The sequence below is a fragment of the Massilia sp. NBRC 108631 genome (assembly GCF_059704565.1).
Window position 1 is genome coordinate 22374 of sequence record NZ_BAAKJE010000224.1, and the last position, 14057, is coordinate 36430.

The 14057-nt window shown below is 66.6% G+C and carries 12 protein-coding genes; 8 read left to right on the forward strand and 4 right to left on the reverse strand.

Going from position 1 to position 14057, the window contains the following annotated elements:
- Positions 1-489, reverse strand: a complete 489-nt coding sequence (locus tag AC6H42_RS24170; RefSeq protein WP_057156323.1) for a MarR family winged helix-turn-helix transcriptional regulator — start codon at positions 487-489, stop codon at positions 1-3.
- Positions 490-618: 129 nt separating this feature from the next.
- Here AC6H42_RS24170 and AC6H42_RS24175 point away from each other — a divergent pair, with 129 nt between their 5' ends.
- Positions 619-1803 (forward strand): ABC transporter substrate-binding protein, encoded by a 1185-nt coding sequence (locus tag AC6H42_RS24175; RefSeq protein WP_057156324.1) that lies wholly within the window; start codon positions 619-621, stop codon positions 1801-1803.
- A gap of 11 nt (positions 1804-1814) precedes the next feature.
- Complete coding sequence (locus AC6H42_RS24180) at positions 1815-3554, forward strand: tannase/feruloyl esterase family alpha/beta hydrolase (RefSeq protein WP_497549140.1); 1740 nt, start codon at positions 1815-1817, stop codon at positions 3552-3554.
- A 78-nt stretch (positions 3555-3632) separates the two neighbouring features.
- On the opposite strand, the gene AC6H42_RS24185 is transcribed toward AC6H42_RS24180, so the two are convergent.
- On the reverse strand, positions 3633-4751 hold the full coding sequence (locus AC6H42_RS24185; RefSeq protein ID WP_373888192.1) for an ABC transporter substrate-binding protein: 1119 nt from the start codon (positions 4749-4751) through the stop codon (positions 3633-3635).
- 189 nt (positions 4752-4940) lie between these two features.
- Between AC6H42_RS24185 and AC6H42_RS24190 the strand changes: the two genes are divergently transcribed.
- Positions 4941-6032, forward strand: coding sequence for a porin (locus tag AC6H42_RS24190; protein WP_057156327.1), 1092 nt, complete (start codon positions 4941-4943; stop codon positions 6030-6032).
- Positions 6033-6037: 5 nt separating this feature from the next.
- Here the strand turns inward: AC6H42_RS24190 and AC6H42_RS24195 are convergent, their stop codons facing one another.
- Positions 6038-6895, reverse strand: a complete 858-nt coding sequence (locus AC6H42_RS24195) for an IclR family transcriptional regulator domain-containing protein (RefSeq protein WP_057156328.1) — start codon at positions 6893-6895, stop codon at positions 6038-6040.
- Positions 6896-7075: 180 nt separating this feature from the next.
- On the opposite strand from AC6H42_RS24195, the gene AC6H42_RS24200 reads away from it, so the two are divergent.
- The 4 genes from AC6H42_RS24200 to AC6H42_RS24215 are packed head-to-tail and all read left to right on the forward strand — an operon-like array spanning position 7076 to position 10479.
- Positions 7076-7942 (forward strand): branched-chain amino acid ABC transporter permease, encoded by an 867-nt coding sequence (locus AC6H42_RS24200; RefSeq protein WP_057156329.1) that lies wholly within the window; start codon positions 7076-7078, stop codon positions 7940-7942.
- A 56-nt stretch (positions 7943-7998) separates the two neighbouring features.
- On the forward strand, positions 7999-9000 hold the full coding sequence (locus AC6H42_RS24205; RefSeq protein WP_497549161.1) for a branched-chain amino acid ABC transporter permease: 1002 nt from the start codon (positions 7999-8001) through the stop codon (positions 8998-9000).
- Between the two features lie 14 nt (positions 9001-9014).
- Positions 9015-9785 (forward strand): ABC transporter ATP-binding protein, encoded by a 771-nt coding sequence (locus AC6H42_RS24210; protein WP_057156742.1) that lies wholly within the window; start codon positions 9015-9017, stop codon positions 9783-9785.
- Positions 9778-10479, forward strand: coding sequence for an ABC transporter ATP-binding protein (locus tag AC6H42_RS24215; RefSeq protein ID WP_057156333.1), 702 nt, complete (start codon positions 9778-9780; stop codon positions 10477-10479). The genes AC6H42_RS24210 and AC6H42_RS24215 overlap by 8 nt, the downstream gene beginning before the upstream one ends.
- 1 nt (position 10480) lies before the next feature.
- Here AC6H42_RS24215 and AC6H42_RS24220 read toward each other — a convergent pair whose 3' ends face one another.
- A complete protein-coding gene (locus AC6H42_RS24220) occupies positions 10481-10945 on the reverse strand; it encodes a cache domain-containing protein (protein ID WP_057156335.1) in 465 nt (154 codons plus the stop codon).
- Between the two features lie 264 nt (positions 10946-11209).
- Between AC6H42_RS24220 and AC6H42_RS24225 the strand changes: the two genes are divergently transcribed.
- Positions 11210-13996 carry a type VI secretion system Vgr family protein gene (locus tag AC6H42_RS24225; RefSeq protein WP_497549141.1) on the forward strand — a complete coding sequence of 929 codons (2787 nt, stop codon included), beginning with the start codon at positions 11210-11212 and terminating at the stop codon, positions 13994-13996.
- Positions 13997-14057 lie beyond the last annotated feature (61 nt).

Genomic DNA, 14057 nt, shown 5'->3' on the forward strand with positions numbered 1-14057 from the left:
TCACTGCATGTAGATCTTCTGCAGCAGGCGGATCAGCTGCGCGCGCTCGTCGTCGGTGAGCGCGGAGGTGGCGTCCGCTTCCAGCTCGCTGGCGGTCTTTTCCGCCCTGGTGCACATGCTCAGGCCTGCGGGCGTCAGCGCCAGCGTCTGCGAGCGCCGGTCCAGGGGGCTGCGCTGGCGCAGCAGCAAGCCGCGTTCCTGCAGCCTGTCCAGCAGGATGGCCAGGTTCGGCGGCGATACGTTCACCGCATCCGATAGCCGCTTCTGGTTGATGTTGGGATTCGCCTTGAGCAGGCTCAGAACACTGAAATCCACCGGCCGCAGCTGGTACTTCGCCATGCGCTTTTCAAACAGCGGCAGGATGTTGATGTAGGCGCGCCGGCAGTTATAGCCCACCAGGCCGGACAGGGTGCTCTGGTCCAGCGGCTGATCCGCCGCCTCCTGGACGGCGTCGATCAGGTCGAGTTTCTTGTTGGGCTGCTTGGTCATGCCCCGATTCTAGCAAAGATGCCGCACGCCGGCCATCCAAAAGCTTGCAATGTGGCGAAAATGCGTATAGCCTATAATCATTATAAATCATAACTAAACTTCGAAAACCCCACCCATCGAGGAGACAGGATGAAGACCGCCGCAATCGCTACCGCGTTCAGTACTGCGTTCGCTACCGTATTTACGGCCATGCTGGCCGCCAGCCCGGCCCAAGCCCAGGACACCATCCGCATCGGCGTCATCGCGGCGCTCACCGGGCCATTCGCCAACACCGGCAAGCCGTTCGAGGACGGCATCAAGACCTATATGCAGCAATACGGCGACAAGGTGGCCGGCAAGAAGATCGAAATCATCTACCGCGACGACGGCGGTACCAACGTCGACCATTCCAAGCGGGCCGCGCAGGAGCTCATCACGCGCGACCGCGTCAGCTTCCTGATCGGCTTTTCGCTGACCCCGAGCGCCCTGGCGGTGGCGCCCATCGCCACCCAGGCCAAGATGCCGATGATCGTGATGAACGCCGTCACCAACGGCATCACAGCCAAGTCGCCCTACATGCTGCGCACCAGCATGACGATGCACCAGATGACCGGCCCGTTCGGCGAATGGACCGCCAAGAACAAGATCGGCAAGGTGTACACCCTGGTGAGCGACTACAGCACCGGGCTGGACGCCGAGGCGCGCTTCAGCAAGACCTTCAGCGCGGGCGGCGGCAAGGTGGTGGGCACGGCGCGCGTACCGCTGGCCAATCCCGACTATTCGCCCTTCATCCAGCGCATCAAGGATGAAAAGCCGGACGCGCTGTTCTTCTTTGCACCCGGCGTGGAGGACGGTGTCGGCCTGCTGAAGGCTTTCAGCGACAAGGGCCTGGACAAGGCCGGCATCAAGTTCCTCGGCGTGGGCGACATGACCAGCGAAACGCCGACGCTGGAGGCGCTGGGCGACCGCGCGCTGGGCGCGGTGACGGTGCTGAACTACGCCCCCACGCTGGACAACGAGGCCAACAAGGCCTTTCTGAAAGCCTACGCTGCGGCCAATCCGGGCCGTCCACCTGCCACCTTCGTCACCGTGGCGGCGTACGACACCATGGGCATGATCTACGAAACCATCCGCGCGCTGGGCGGCGCCGTCAGCGGCGACAAGGCCATGCAGGCGCTGTCCGGCATGAAGCGCGACAGTCCGCGCGGCCCGATCAGCATCGACCCGGCCACCCGCGACATCGTGCAGAACATGTACATCCGCGAAGTGAAGAAGATCAACGGCAAGCTGGTAAATGAGCCCATCGGCGTGCTGCGCGACGTCAGCCCTAACTGAGGAGAGCGGCCATGACCATCGAACGACGTAAGCCGAAGGGCGCGCCGCTGGCTGCGCTCGGCCTGGCGGCAGCGGCATTGGGCGCCTTGGGCGCCTGCGGCAGCCACAGCGGCGGAGCCGCCCCCGGCGGCGCGGTGACGCTGCCGCAGTTGACCGCCGCCAGCGGCGCCAAGCTGGCCTCCTGCGCTGATTTGGCCGGCAAGATCAATTATCCCAACACGTCCATCGCCAGCACCGCGCCGGTAGCGGCAGGCGTGCTGACGGTAGCCGGCAAGCCGTTGCCCGCGCACTGCCTGGTCAAGGGTGCGATGCACCGGCGCGTCAGCCCTGTGGACGGCAAGGGCTACGCGATCGGCTTTGAAATGCGGCTGCCGGTGGACTGGAACGGCCGCTTCTTCTACCAGGCCAACGGCGGCCTTGACGGCGCCGTAGTCACGGCGTTGGGCGAAGTGGGCGGCGGCGGGCAGCTGGACAACGCGCTGAACCAGGGCTTCGCCGTGATCAGTTCCGACGCCGGCCACGGCGCCGCCACGCCGCTGTTCGGAATCGACCCGCAGGCCCGGCTGGATTACGGCTACCAGGCATCCGGCAAACTGGCGCCGATGGCCAAGAGCGTGATACAGACCGCTTACGGCAAGGGGCCGGACCGCTCCTACTTCGGCGGCTGTTCCAATGGCGGCCGCCACACCATGGTGGCTGCGGCGCGCTACGGCGAGCAGTTCGACGGTTACCTGGTCGGCAATCCCGGCTTCCGCCTGCCGTTGGCCGCCATCGCCAACATCGCCGGCGGCCAGGCCTATGCCTCGCTGGCCAGCACGCCGGGCGACCTGGGCTCCGGCTTTACGGCGGCCGAACGCACGCTGGTGTCGAATGCGGTGCTGGGCAAGTGCGACGCGCTCGACGGCGCCACGGACGGGCTGGTGCAAGATACAAGCGCCTGCCAGGCCGCCTTCAGCCTCGAGCGCGACGTGCCCGTGTGCGGCGCGCAGGGCCGCGACGGCAGCTGCCTCAGCGCGGCGCAAAAGACGGCAATCGGACGGCTGTTCTCGGGTGCGGTCACCAGCACCGGCACCAAGTTCTATTCCAGCTTCCCGTACGATGCCGGCCTGGGCGCCGGCAACTGGGCGTTCTGGAAGTTCTTCAGTCCTTTGCAGCTCGACTCCGGCGCGGTGGCGATGATCTGGAAAGTGCCTCCGGCGGACCCGGCCACCTTCAACGGCGCGGCGTTCGCCCTGGGCGCCAACATCGACACGCTGCTGGCGCAGGTTGCCGCAAGCGACGCCACTTACACGGAAAGCGCGCTGTCCTTCATGCTGCCGCCGCACCTGGCCGACTACAGCACCATCAAGAACCGGGGCGCCAAGATGATGGTCTACCACGGCACCAGCGATGCGATCTTTTCCAGCGACGACACCACCGCCTGGTACGACAATCTGCGCGCCGCGAATGGCGGCGACGCCTCCGGCTTCGCGCGCTTCTTCCGGGTGCCGGGCATGAACCACTGCTCCGGCGGCCCGGCGGCCGACCAGTTCGACATGCTGACGCCGCTGGTCAACTGGGTCGAGAAGGGCCTGGCGCCGGAGCGGGTGCTTGCCAGCGTGCGCGGTGCGGGCAATGCGGGCGGTGCCAATACCGAACTGCCGGCGTCCTGGTCCGCCACGCGCACCCGGCCGCTATGCCCGTATCCGCAGGTGGCGAAGTACAGCGGCAGCGGCAGCATCGAGGATGCGGCGAACTTCAGCTGCAAATAGCGTCCCCGGCGCGCCCGGCGCACCCGGCGTACACAGGGGGCGTCGGGCGCGGAGAGCCATGCCCCGCGCTCGCGGCCCTTACTTGCCCGGGTCCTTCTGGCTGGCGAATTGGTCGAACTCGATGTTGTACACCTCGTTGCCGACCTTTTCGACCTTGCGCACGTAGACCGTCTGCACGATGTCGCGCGTGGCCGGATCGATGGAGATCGGGCCGCGCGGGCTGTTGAGGCGCATGTTCTTCAGGATGGCCATGGCTTGGTCCCCCTCGATCTTGCCGTTCAGCTTGCGCGCCACCTCATAGATCGCGGCCATGCCGTCATAGGCCGCCACGGCCATGAAGTTGGGCCTTCCGCCATCCGGATTGGCGGACGCGAAATTCTTCAGGAAGGTCGCATTCTCGGGGGACTTATGGGCAGCGGAGTAGTGGAACGTCGTGATCACGCCCAGCGTGGCGTCGCCCATCGCCGGCAACACGTGGTCGTCGGTCAGGTCGCCGGTGGCGATCACCTTGATGCCGGCCGCCGCCAGGCCGCGCTCGCGGTAGCCTTTCATGAAGGCGATGCTTTGCTCGCCGGCCGGCACGAAGATGAACACGGCGTCCGGCTTGGCGTCCTTGATGCGCTGGATGTAGGGCGCGAATTCCGGATTGCGCAGCGGCACCCGGATCGCTTCCGTCACCGCGCCGCCGCTTTTCACGAATTCAGTCTTGAAGGCCGCCTCGGCGTCGATGCCGGGGCCGTAGTCCGCCACCAGCGTGACCACTTTCCTGATGCCGTTCTTCGCCGCCCAGGTTGCCATCGGCGCGGAGATCTGCGGCAGCGTCATCGAAAAGCGCGCGATATAGTTGGACTTGGTGGTGATCACCGAAGTGGCCGCGTTCATGATGATCATCGGCTTCCTGGCCTGCTCGGCGATGGGCGCGACGGCCAGCGCCTCGGGCGTCAGGCCGAAGCCCGCCAGGAAGTCCACCTTGTCGCGCACCACCAGTTCCTGCGCCAGCCGCTTGGCGACTTCGGGTGCGGGGCCAGTTGTGTCCTTGAGGATGATCTCGATCTTCTTGCCTGCGACGGAGGCGCCGTGCTGCGCCATGTACGCCTTGATGCCGCCCTCCATCTGCTTGCCGTAATCGGCGAAGGGACCGGAGAAGGCGGCGATCACGCCCACCTTGATGGTGTCCTGCGCTTGCGCCAGCGGCATGGCGCTCCACGCGGCCGCGGCAAGTGTCGCAATTGGTACAAGTTTGCTGATCGTCATGCTGGTCTCCTTGATGTAGTTGTTGACAGTGTATCGCCTGATCCATAGTATCCAATATATGTGCGATTAACAAGCGAATGTTCGGTGATCGCACATTCATGAGTAAGAACCAAAACAATACTGGAGACTGGAATGAAGAAAGCAATCCGATGCGCTGCGGCGCTGCTGGCCGGTGCGGGGGCATCCGCCGCCATGGCGCAAAGCAATGTGACGGTGTACGGCCTGGTGGATACGGGCCTGGTGTACACCACCAACGTCAACGCCGCTGGTGGCAACATGACCAAGATGCCGTCGCTGACCGGCTCCTTCCCGTCGCGCGTGGGCTTTCGCGGCACCGAGGACCTGGGCGGCGGCCTGCAGGCCGTATTCACGCTGGAGACCGGGTTGTCGCTGGACACCGGCGCCATGGGGCAGGGCAACCGCATCTTCGGCCGCCAGGCCTCGGTGGGATTGAAGGGCGCCTTCGGCACCGTGACGCTGGGCCGCCAGATCAACATGACCTACCTGGCGATGATCAAGGCCGACGTGCTGGGGCCCAACCTGTTCGCCATCGGCAGCATTGACGCCTACCTGCCGAATGCGCGCAGCGACAACGCAGTGGGCTACCTGGGCAACTTCAACAACTTCGTGGTGGGCGCCACCTACAGCACCGGGCGCGACGCGTCCGCCGCCGGCGGGCCGGCAGCCACCAACTGCCCTGGCGAGGTGGCCGGCAATTCCAAGGCTTGCCGCCAGGTCACCGGCCTGTTCGGCTACGAAGTGCCGGAGTACGGCCTGAACGTGTCGTACGACATCCTGTACGGGAACACCGGCGCCGCCGCCGGCCTGACCAGCAGCAGCAACAGCGACAAGCGCATCACCGTGAACGGCTACCTCAAAGTGGGGCAGGCCAAGATCGGCGCCGGGGTAGTGGACCGCAGTACGAGCGCAGTCACGGGCTTGAGCGAGTCCGACCTGTACTATCTGGGCTTGAGCTACCCGGTCACGCCGCTGGCCACCTTCGACGTCCAGGTGGCGCGCCGCGACACCAAGCGCAGCGCCTCGGACGTGAGCATGCTGGTGGGCCGCATGACCTACTTCCTGTCCAAGCGTACCGCGGTGTACGGCGCGATAGGCCGCATGAAGAACTCCGGCACTTCGGCCGTGGCGCTGGATGCCGGCGGCACCGTGGGCGCGGGGATGACGCAGAACGGCGTGATGGCCGGCCTGCGCCACCATTTCTGACCGGCCTAAGGCAGCAGTATCGAGAGTTCCTGGGCGCCGCGCAGCAGCACCGGCAGGAACTCCTGCTCCAGCTGCTGCACGCTGACGCGCGACGCCTGTGCGCCGACGTTGAGCGCCGCCAGCACCGAGCCCGAGGCGCCGCGCACCGGCACGGCGATGGAACGCAGTCCCAGTTCCAGCTCCTCGTCGTTGATGGCGTAGCCGGCCTGGCGCACGCCGGCCAGGATGTCGCGCAGGCGCTTCTGGTTCACCACCGTGTTCTCGGTCATCGGCTTGAGGCGGGTGGTGGCCAGGTACTGGTCCAGTTCCTTGGGCGGCAGGTGCGCCAGCATCACGCGGCCCAGCGAAGTGCAGTAAGCTGGCAGGCGGCTGCCGGTGTTCAGCGCCACCGACATCACGCGCGAGGTGGCGGCGCGCGCCACGTACAGCACCTCGCCGTCGTCCAGCACCGCCAGCGAGCTCGATTCGTTCAGCGTGCGGCTGATGCTGTTCAGGTAGGGCTGGGCCGACACGGTCAGCGGTGTCGACGACAAGTAGGAGTAGCCCAGGGTGAGCACCTTGGGCCGCAGCGAGAAGTTGTTCAGCTCCGCATCCACGTAGCCCAGTTCGCGCAGCGTGTGCAGGCAGCGCCGCACGGCCGCGCGCGGAATGCCGGTCTTCTGGCTGATGTTGGCGATGGTTTGCGGCTTGCGCGAATCGCTGAAGGCCTGCAGCACGGCCAGGCCGCGCGCCAGCGAGGTCATGAAGCTGGGATCGGTGAGCGCGTCGATCTGCTCGGAGATGGTGGGCTCGCGCTGAGGCTCCGGCTGATGATCAAGTTCGGGACTCGGCTCGCCGGCATTGAGTTTGGTAGTCTTGGGCATGGCGTGATTCTAATGCAGTCGGCGGATTCGATAGGCGTTTTTTTGTTGACCTGCGCAAGAGGGCGTTGCTAAACTGAGTGTGCGATAAACAATCATAAGTGCGGTAATCGCACATGGAGACAAGATGAATCAAGAATACCTCAGTGGATATCCCGGCGGATGCCTCGGCGGGAGGCAGACATGCTAGCCAACTTCGCCGGCGTACTATTTGACGGCATCGCCTACGGCAGCCTGCTGTTCCTGATCAGCGTCGGCCTGTCGGTCACGATGGGCATGATGAACTTCATAAACCTGGCCCATGGCGCCTTCGCCATGCTGGGCGGCTATGTCAGCGTGACCGTGCTGTCGCGCCTGGGCGTGCCTTTCCTGGCCTCGCTGCCGCTGGCCTTCCTGGCCTCCGCCGTGGCCGGGCTGGTGCTGGAGCGGCTGCTGTACCGCCGCCTGTACCAGGCCAGCCACCTGGACCAGGTGCTGTTCTCCATCGGCCTGACCTTCATGTCGGTGGCCGGCGCCACCTGGCTGTTCGGCCCCACGCAGCAGCCGGTAAGCTTGCCGGAATGGCTGCGCGGCCAGGTGCCGCTGCTTGGGCTGGAAGTGGGCGCCTACCGCCTGTTCTTGATCGGCGTGGTGGTGCTGGTCACGCTGGCGCTGGGACTGCTGATCGAACGCACCCGCTTCGGCGCGCAGATCCGCGCGGCAGTGGACAACCAGACCGCCTCCGCCGGCCTGGGCATCAACGTCGGCATGGTGTTCAGCCTGACCTTCGCGCTGGGCTCCGGCCTGGCCGGCCTGGGCGGCGGGCTCGGCATCGACGTGCTGGGCCTGGACCCGACGTTCCCGCTCAAATACATGGTCTACTTCCTGCTGGTGGTGGCCGTGGGCGGGGCCGGCACCATCAAGGGGCCGCTGCTGGCGGCGCTGATCCTGGGTGTGTTCGACGTGGCCGGAAAATACTATGTGCCGCAGGTGGGCGCTTTCGTCATCTATGGGCTGATGGTGGTGCTGCTGATCCTGTTCCCCGCAGGCCTGATCCGGAGGAAAGCATGAACGCCTTTTCCCAAGCCGCCGTCAAACCGGCGCCCGCCGCCGAACAGGCGGAAAACATGCATCCGCAGAACCCGAGTGCGAAAAATATGACCACGCTCCGCTTGCCCAACGACCGCTGGAAGGCGCTCGAAATCGCCTTCTGGCTGCTGCCGGTGGCCGCCTACTTCGCCTTCCCCGGCTACCTGGTGCTGATCAGCCAGATCATGATCGTCGGCCTGTTTGCGCTGTCGCTCGATCTGCTGCTGGGCTACGCGGGCATCGTCTCGCTGGGCCACGCCGCCTTCTTCGGGCTGGGCGCCTACACCGCCGGGCTGCTGTCGGTGCACGGCTGGAGCGAACCGTTCAGCGGCCTGCTGGCCGGCGCCGCAGTGGCGGGGCTGGCCGGCTTCGTGATGTCCTTCCTGGTGGTGCGCGGCCAGGACCTGACGCGCCTGATGGTCACCCTGGGCATCGGCCTGATGCTGTTCGAAGCCGCCAACAAAGCCTCCTTCCTCACCGGCGGCGTCGATGGCTTGTCCGGCATGGTGGTCGGCAAACTGTTCGGCGTGTTCGAGTTCGACCTGAACGGCAATGTGGCTTTCTGTTACAGCCTGGCCGTGCTGTTCGTCGTGTTCGTGGTGCTGCGCCGGGTGGTGAACTCGCCCTTCGGCCTGAGCCTGATCGGCATCCGCGAGGGCGCGCGCCGCATGCCTGCGCTGGGCGTCAACGTCAACCGCCGGCTGGCGGCCGTGTTCACGCTGGGCGCCACCGTGGCCGGCCTGGCCGGCGCGCTGCTGGCGCAGACCACACAGTTCGTGGGCCTGGACTCGCTGGGCTTCCCGCGTTCGGCCGAATTGCTGATCATGCTGGTGCTGGGCGGCACCGGCCGCCTGTACGGCGCGCTGATCGGCGCCGCCGTGTTCATGCTGGCGCAAGACTATATTTCCGGCCTCAATCCGGCCTACTGGCAGTTCTATATCGGCCTGCTGCTGGTGGCCATCGTGCTGTTCGCGCGCGGCGGCATCCTGGGCGGGCTGGAGAAGCTGGCCGCCCGTTTCACACGCAAGGAGCAGCCATGAGCATGGAGACGAACATGAGCACGAGCGCGAACGCCGACATCACGCTGCGCACCGAAGGCCTGAGCAAGCGCTGGGGCGCCTTCGCCGCGAACAGCGATGTCAGCCTGAGCTTCGCGCCGGGCGCGCGCCACGCGCTGATCGGCCCCAATGGCGCCGGCAAGACCACCTTCATCAACCTGCTGACGGGCGGCCTGATGCCCAGCGGCGGCAAGGTCTACCTGGGCGGCGAGGACATTACGCAGCTGCCGCAGCACCAGCGGGTGCAGCGCGGCATGACGCGCACCTTCCAGCTCAACACCCTGTTCGCCGGCATGACGGTGCTGGAGTCGGTGGCGCTGGCGATCTGCGAGCGGCGCGGCCTGCAATCGGTGTGGCACAAGACGGTGGCCAGCCTGACCGACGTGATCGACGAAGCCATGGCCTTGCTGGTCACGCTCAAGCTGGCCGACCAGGCCAACAGCGTCACGCGCAGCATGGCCTACGGCAAGCAGCGCCTGGTGGAGATCGCCCTGGCGCTGGCCACCAAGCCGCGCATCCTGCTGCTGGACGAGCCGGCCGCCGGTATTCCGCAGGCGGAGAGCAAGGAACTGTTCGAGGTGCTGGCCCAGCTGCCGCGCGACGTGACGGTGCTGTTCATCGAACACGACATGGGACTGGTGTTCCGCTTCGCCGACCGCATCACGGTCATGGTGGGCGGCAAAGTGCTGACCGAGGGCACGCCGGCGGAAATCGCGGCCGACCCGCGCGTCAAGGAAGTTTATCTGGGGGAGGCCGAACATGGCTGAATTGCTGGCGCTCGACAAGGTGACTGCCGGTTACGGCGAATCCATCGTGCTGGAAGACGTATCGTTCGCCCTGAGCGAGGGCGACAGCCTGGCCCTGCTGGGCCGCAACGGGGTAGGCAAAACCAGCTTGCTGGTGACGCTGATGGGGTTGACGCGGCTGCACGGCGGCGCCATCCGCTGGGCCGGCGCCGACATCGCCCGCATGCCCACCTACCGGCGCTCCCGCGCGGGACTGGGCTGGGTGCCGCAGGAACGGCATATGTTCCCCTCGCTGACGGTGGAGGAGCATTTGACGGTGGTGGCGCGTTCCGGCCGGTGGAACCTGCAGAAGATCTACCAGCTATTCCCGCGCCTGTTCGAGCGCCGCAGCAACATGGGCAACCAGCTGTCCGGCGGCGAGCAGCAGATGGTGGCCATCGCGCGCGCACTGATGACCAATCCGCGCATCCTGCTGCTGGACGAACCGATGGAGGGCCTGGCGCCCATCATCGTGCAGGAGCTGGTGAAGGTGATCCGCCAGCTGGTGCGGGAGGAGGGCATGTCGGTGATCGTGGTGGAACAGCACGCGCGGCTGGCGTTGTCGCTGACGCAGCGCGCCATCGTGCTGGACCGGGGCCGCATCGTGCACGACTCGGACAGCGCCAGCCTGCTGGCCGAAGGCGACAAGCTGGACCGCCTGGTGGCCGTAGCCTGATCTACTTCGGCTTGTAGATGCCGGCGCCGACGGTGTACTTATCCTCGGCCTGGCGGATATAGGAAGTCTTGTTTTCCAGCGCCTTGGTGACGGGATTGACCCAGACATAGTCGACCCAGCCGGGTTTCTTTGACTGGGCCACTTCCCGCATCTGCTGCACGAACTGCTTGCCGTCGGCGTCCTTCAGCTGGGACATGTCCTTGCCGTTCATGCGCGGCGTGGTGGCATGGCACACCATCATCATCTGCGCGTCCTGCACGAATACATACAGGTCGCCCTGGATAAAGCCGGCCCTGGGATCGGCGAAGTCCTTGCAGGCTTCCTCGATGCCTTTCTTCTGGATGGTGGCCACGGCCTTGTCCACCAGCGCGATGGCGTCGGCCTTGGTGGCGTTTTGCGCGGACGCGGGCAGCGCGGCGGCCAGCAGCCAGGCGCCGGCGAGGTGGGCGAGCGGGGAACGATGCATGGTGTCTCCTTCTAGTGTGGGAACGGCGGTCCTGCCCATGTATATTGCACCAGAATCGCCGTGCCGGAACCGTTTCGTGTGGTCCTTTCCGTTGTTTTACGGCACCAGTTTGAGCGCCGTTTCGGCCGGCCGCACCCGCCCCGGCTACCCCCCGATTCAATTGAATCACTCTTGCCACGAAGCAGTAACTCAGGTTTAATGCCCGACGGAACATAGTAATTTATTAATTTATCCGTTTTTGCATGTATGTCGAGGGCTGGGCCAATGTCTGTGTTGCAAGAAAATTTTACTCAAGATAAACGAATTCTTCAGTTGATCACGCCGCTCGGCCCACAGCGCCTGCTGGCGGAATGCCTGCGCGGCGAGGAAGCGCTGAGCCAGCCTTACTCGCTGACAGTGACGGCGCTGTCGACCGACGCCACCATCGCGCTGAAGTCGCTGCTGGGCCAGCCGGTGCTGCTGCAACTGATGACGGCCGCCAGCCGCGAGCAGCTGCGTCCCTTCCACGGTCACGTGACGGGCGCGCGCATGCTGGGCGCCGACGGCGGCCTGGCGCGCTACGAACTCAGCATCGGCCCCTGGTACGCCTTCCTCGGCCTGGGCCGCGACAGCCGCGTGTTCCAGGACATGACCGTGTTCGACATCCTGGACGCGCTGTTCGGCGGCTGGGCGAACCCCGGCCGGCTGGTGCCGCAGTGGCGCTACGACGTGGCCGACCGCGCCTTGTACCCGAAGCGCTCGCTGACCTGCCAGTACCAGGAATCCAGCCTGGCCTTCGCCGAACGCCTGATGCACGAGGAGGGCCTGTTCTATTACTTCGAGCACGAGGGCGCGCCCGGCAGCCCGGCGCTGGGCGGCCACACCATGGTGATTGCGGACCACAACGGCAGCTTCCAGCCGAATGCCCAGGCCAGCGTGCGCTTCACCCAGCCCGGCGCGGTCATGAAGGATGACGCCATGGACCGCTGGCGCAGCGAGTTGAACTGGAAAGTGGGCGGCGTGGAAGTGGCCAGCTGGGACTACCGCAGCACCGGCATGCGCCCGGTGAGCGCCGGTGCCGGCAACGCAGCTGATCCCGCCAGCCGGGATACGCCCGGCGCCTATGCCTATGTGTCGCGTGAACACGGCCAGCGCATTGCCGACCGCCAGGCCGAAGCGCTGGCGGCAGGCCAGGCCATCTATACCGGCGCCGGCACCGTGCGTACGCTCAGTCCCGGCACCACCTTCACGCTGGACGAGGGCGTGCATGCAGGCGAGGGCGAGAACAGCTACGCCATCGTGCGCGTGGTGCACCTGGCGCACAACAACTTGAGCAGCGAAGTGCGCGAAGCCGCGCACCAGGCGCTGGGCGCGTGCGCGCTCGCCGCCGCGGTGCTGCGCGAGCAGCAGCAATCGCTGGGCGGCCTGCATGCGGTGGGCAGCGGCAAGGGCGAGCGGCCGCTCTACCGCAACCGCGTCGACGCCATCCCCAGCGCCGTGCCATACCGCCACAGCGGCCGCGATGGCCACGGCGTGCTGTTGCATCCCAAGCCCACCGCGGGCGGCCAGCAGACCGCCATCGTGGTCGGTCCGCCGGGCGCCGTGATCCACACCGACCGCGACCACCGCATCAAGGTGCAGTTCCACTGGCAGCGCGGCGAACAGAGCCACAGCCGCCTGGCCCATCCGGCGCCGCAGGGCGACAGCGGTGCGCCCGGCGACGACAGGGCGGGCACCTGGGTGCGCATCGCCACCCCGCTGGCGCCGGTTGCCGGCGCCAACTGGGGCTCGGTGGCGGTGCCGCGCATCGGCAGCGAAGTGCTGATCGATTTCATCGACGGCGACATCGACCGCCCGGTAGCGATCGGCAGCCTGTACAACGGCAGCGGCCAGACCGATGCGCAGCACAACAAGGTGGGCCAGGGCGCTGGCGCCGCCACCGGCAATGCGCCGCCCTGGTTTCCCGGCGAGGCCGGCGCGCACGCCCATCCGGCCGCGCTGTCCGGCATCAAGTCGCAAGCCATGCAGGCCAGCCAGAGCGGCACCGGCGCCTACAGCCAGCTGGTGTTCGATGACCATGCGGGCGAACCGCGCGTGGCCCTGCAGCGCCACGCCGCCGCGCACGCCGGCACGGACGAACTGAACCTGGGCCACTTGCGGCACCAGTCCGACAACCAGCGCCTGGCCCCGGCCGGCTTCGGCGCCGAACTGAAATCCGCGCACAGCGTGGCGCTGCGCGCCGGGCAAGGCATGCTGCTGACGGCCGATGCGCGCCAGGGCGCCACCGGCCAGCAGCTCGACTCGCGCGAGGCGCAAACCCAGGTCGAGCAAAGCTGGCAGCTGCAGCAGCAACTGGCCGGCACGGCGCAGCAGCACAACGCCAAGCTCAAGGACGAGCCGGAACCGGCCAAACTGGACGCGCTGGCCCAGATGGGGCACAGCGCCGAGGTGCTGCGCGCCAGCGGCGCCGGGCAGGGCGGCGAGGCCGGCGGCGCAGGCCAGGCCACGGCCTACAGCGAAGCGCACCTGCAACTGTCCAGCCCGTCGGGCATCGCCGCCGCCACGCCGGCCAGCGCCATCGTGGCGGCCGGCGGCACGGCCAGCATCACGGCCGGGCAGGACATCAATTTCGCCGCGCAGGGCAACGCCTGCAACCTGGTCAAGGACGGCATCAGCCTGTTTACCTACGGCAAGGCGGGCAATGCCAGCAAGCCGAACCAGGAAACCGGCATCCGGCTGCATGCAGCCAGCGGCAAGTTCAGCATGCAGAGCCAGAACGGCCCCACGCGCGCCACGGCCGACAAGCTGATCACCGTGGCCAGCACCGCCAAGAGCGTATCGGTGGCCGGCAAGACCCACGTGCTGCTGACCGCGCAGGGCGCCTACATCAAGCTCGAGGGCGGCAACATCATGCTGCACGGCCCGGGCACAATAACCTTCAAGGCCAGCATGAAGGAGCTGACCGGGCCGCAGAGCTCGAGCAGCAACCTGGCGCTGCCGCCGCTGGGAAAACTGGCGGAATGTCCTTCCAAACAGGCGGAAGCGGCAGGTGGAGGCGCCAGTGCCATCTAGGCTGGAACAACTGCGTGCCGGCGTTGATGCGTTGACCCCGCTTTTCGTACTGGTGGATCCC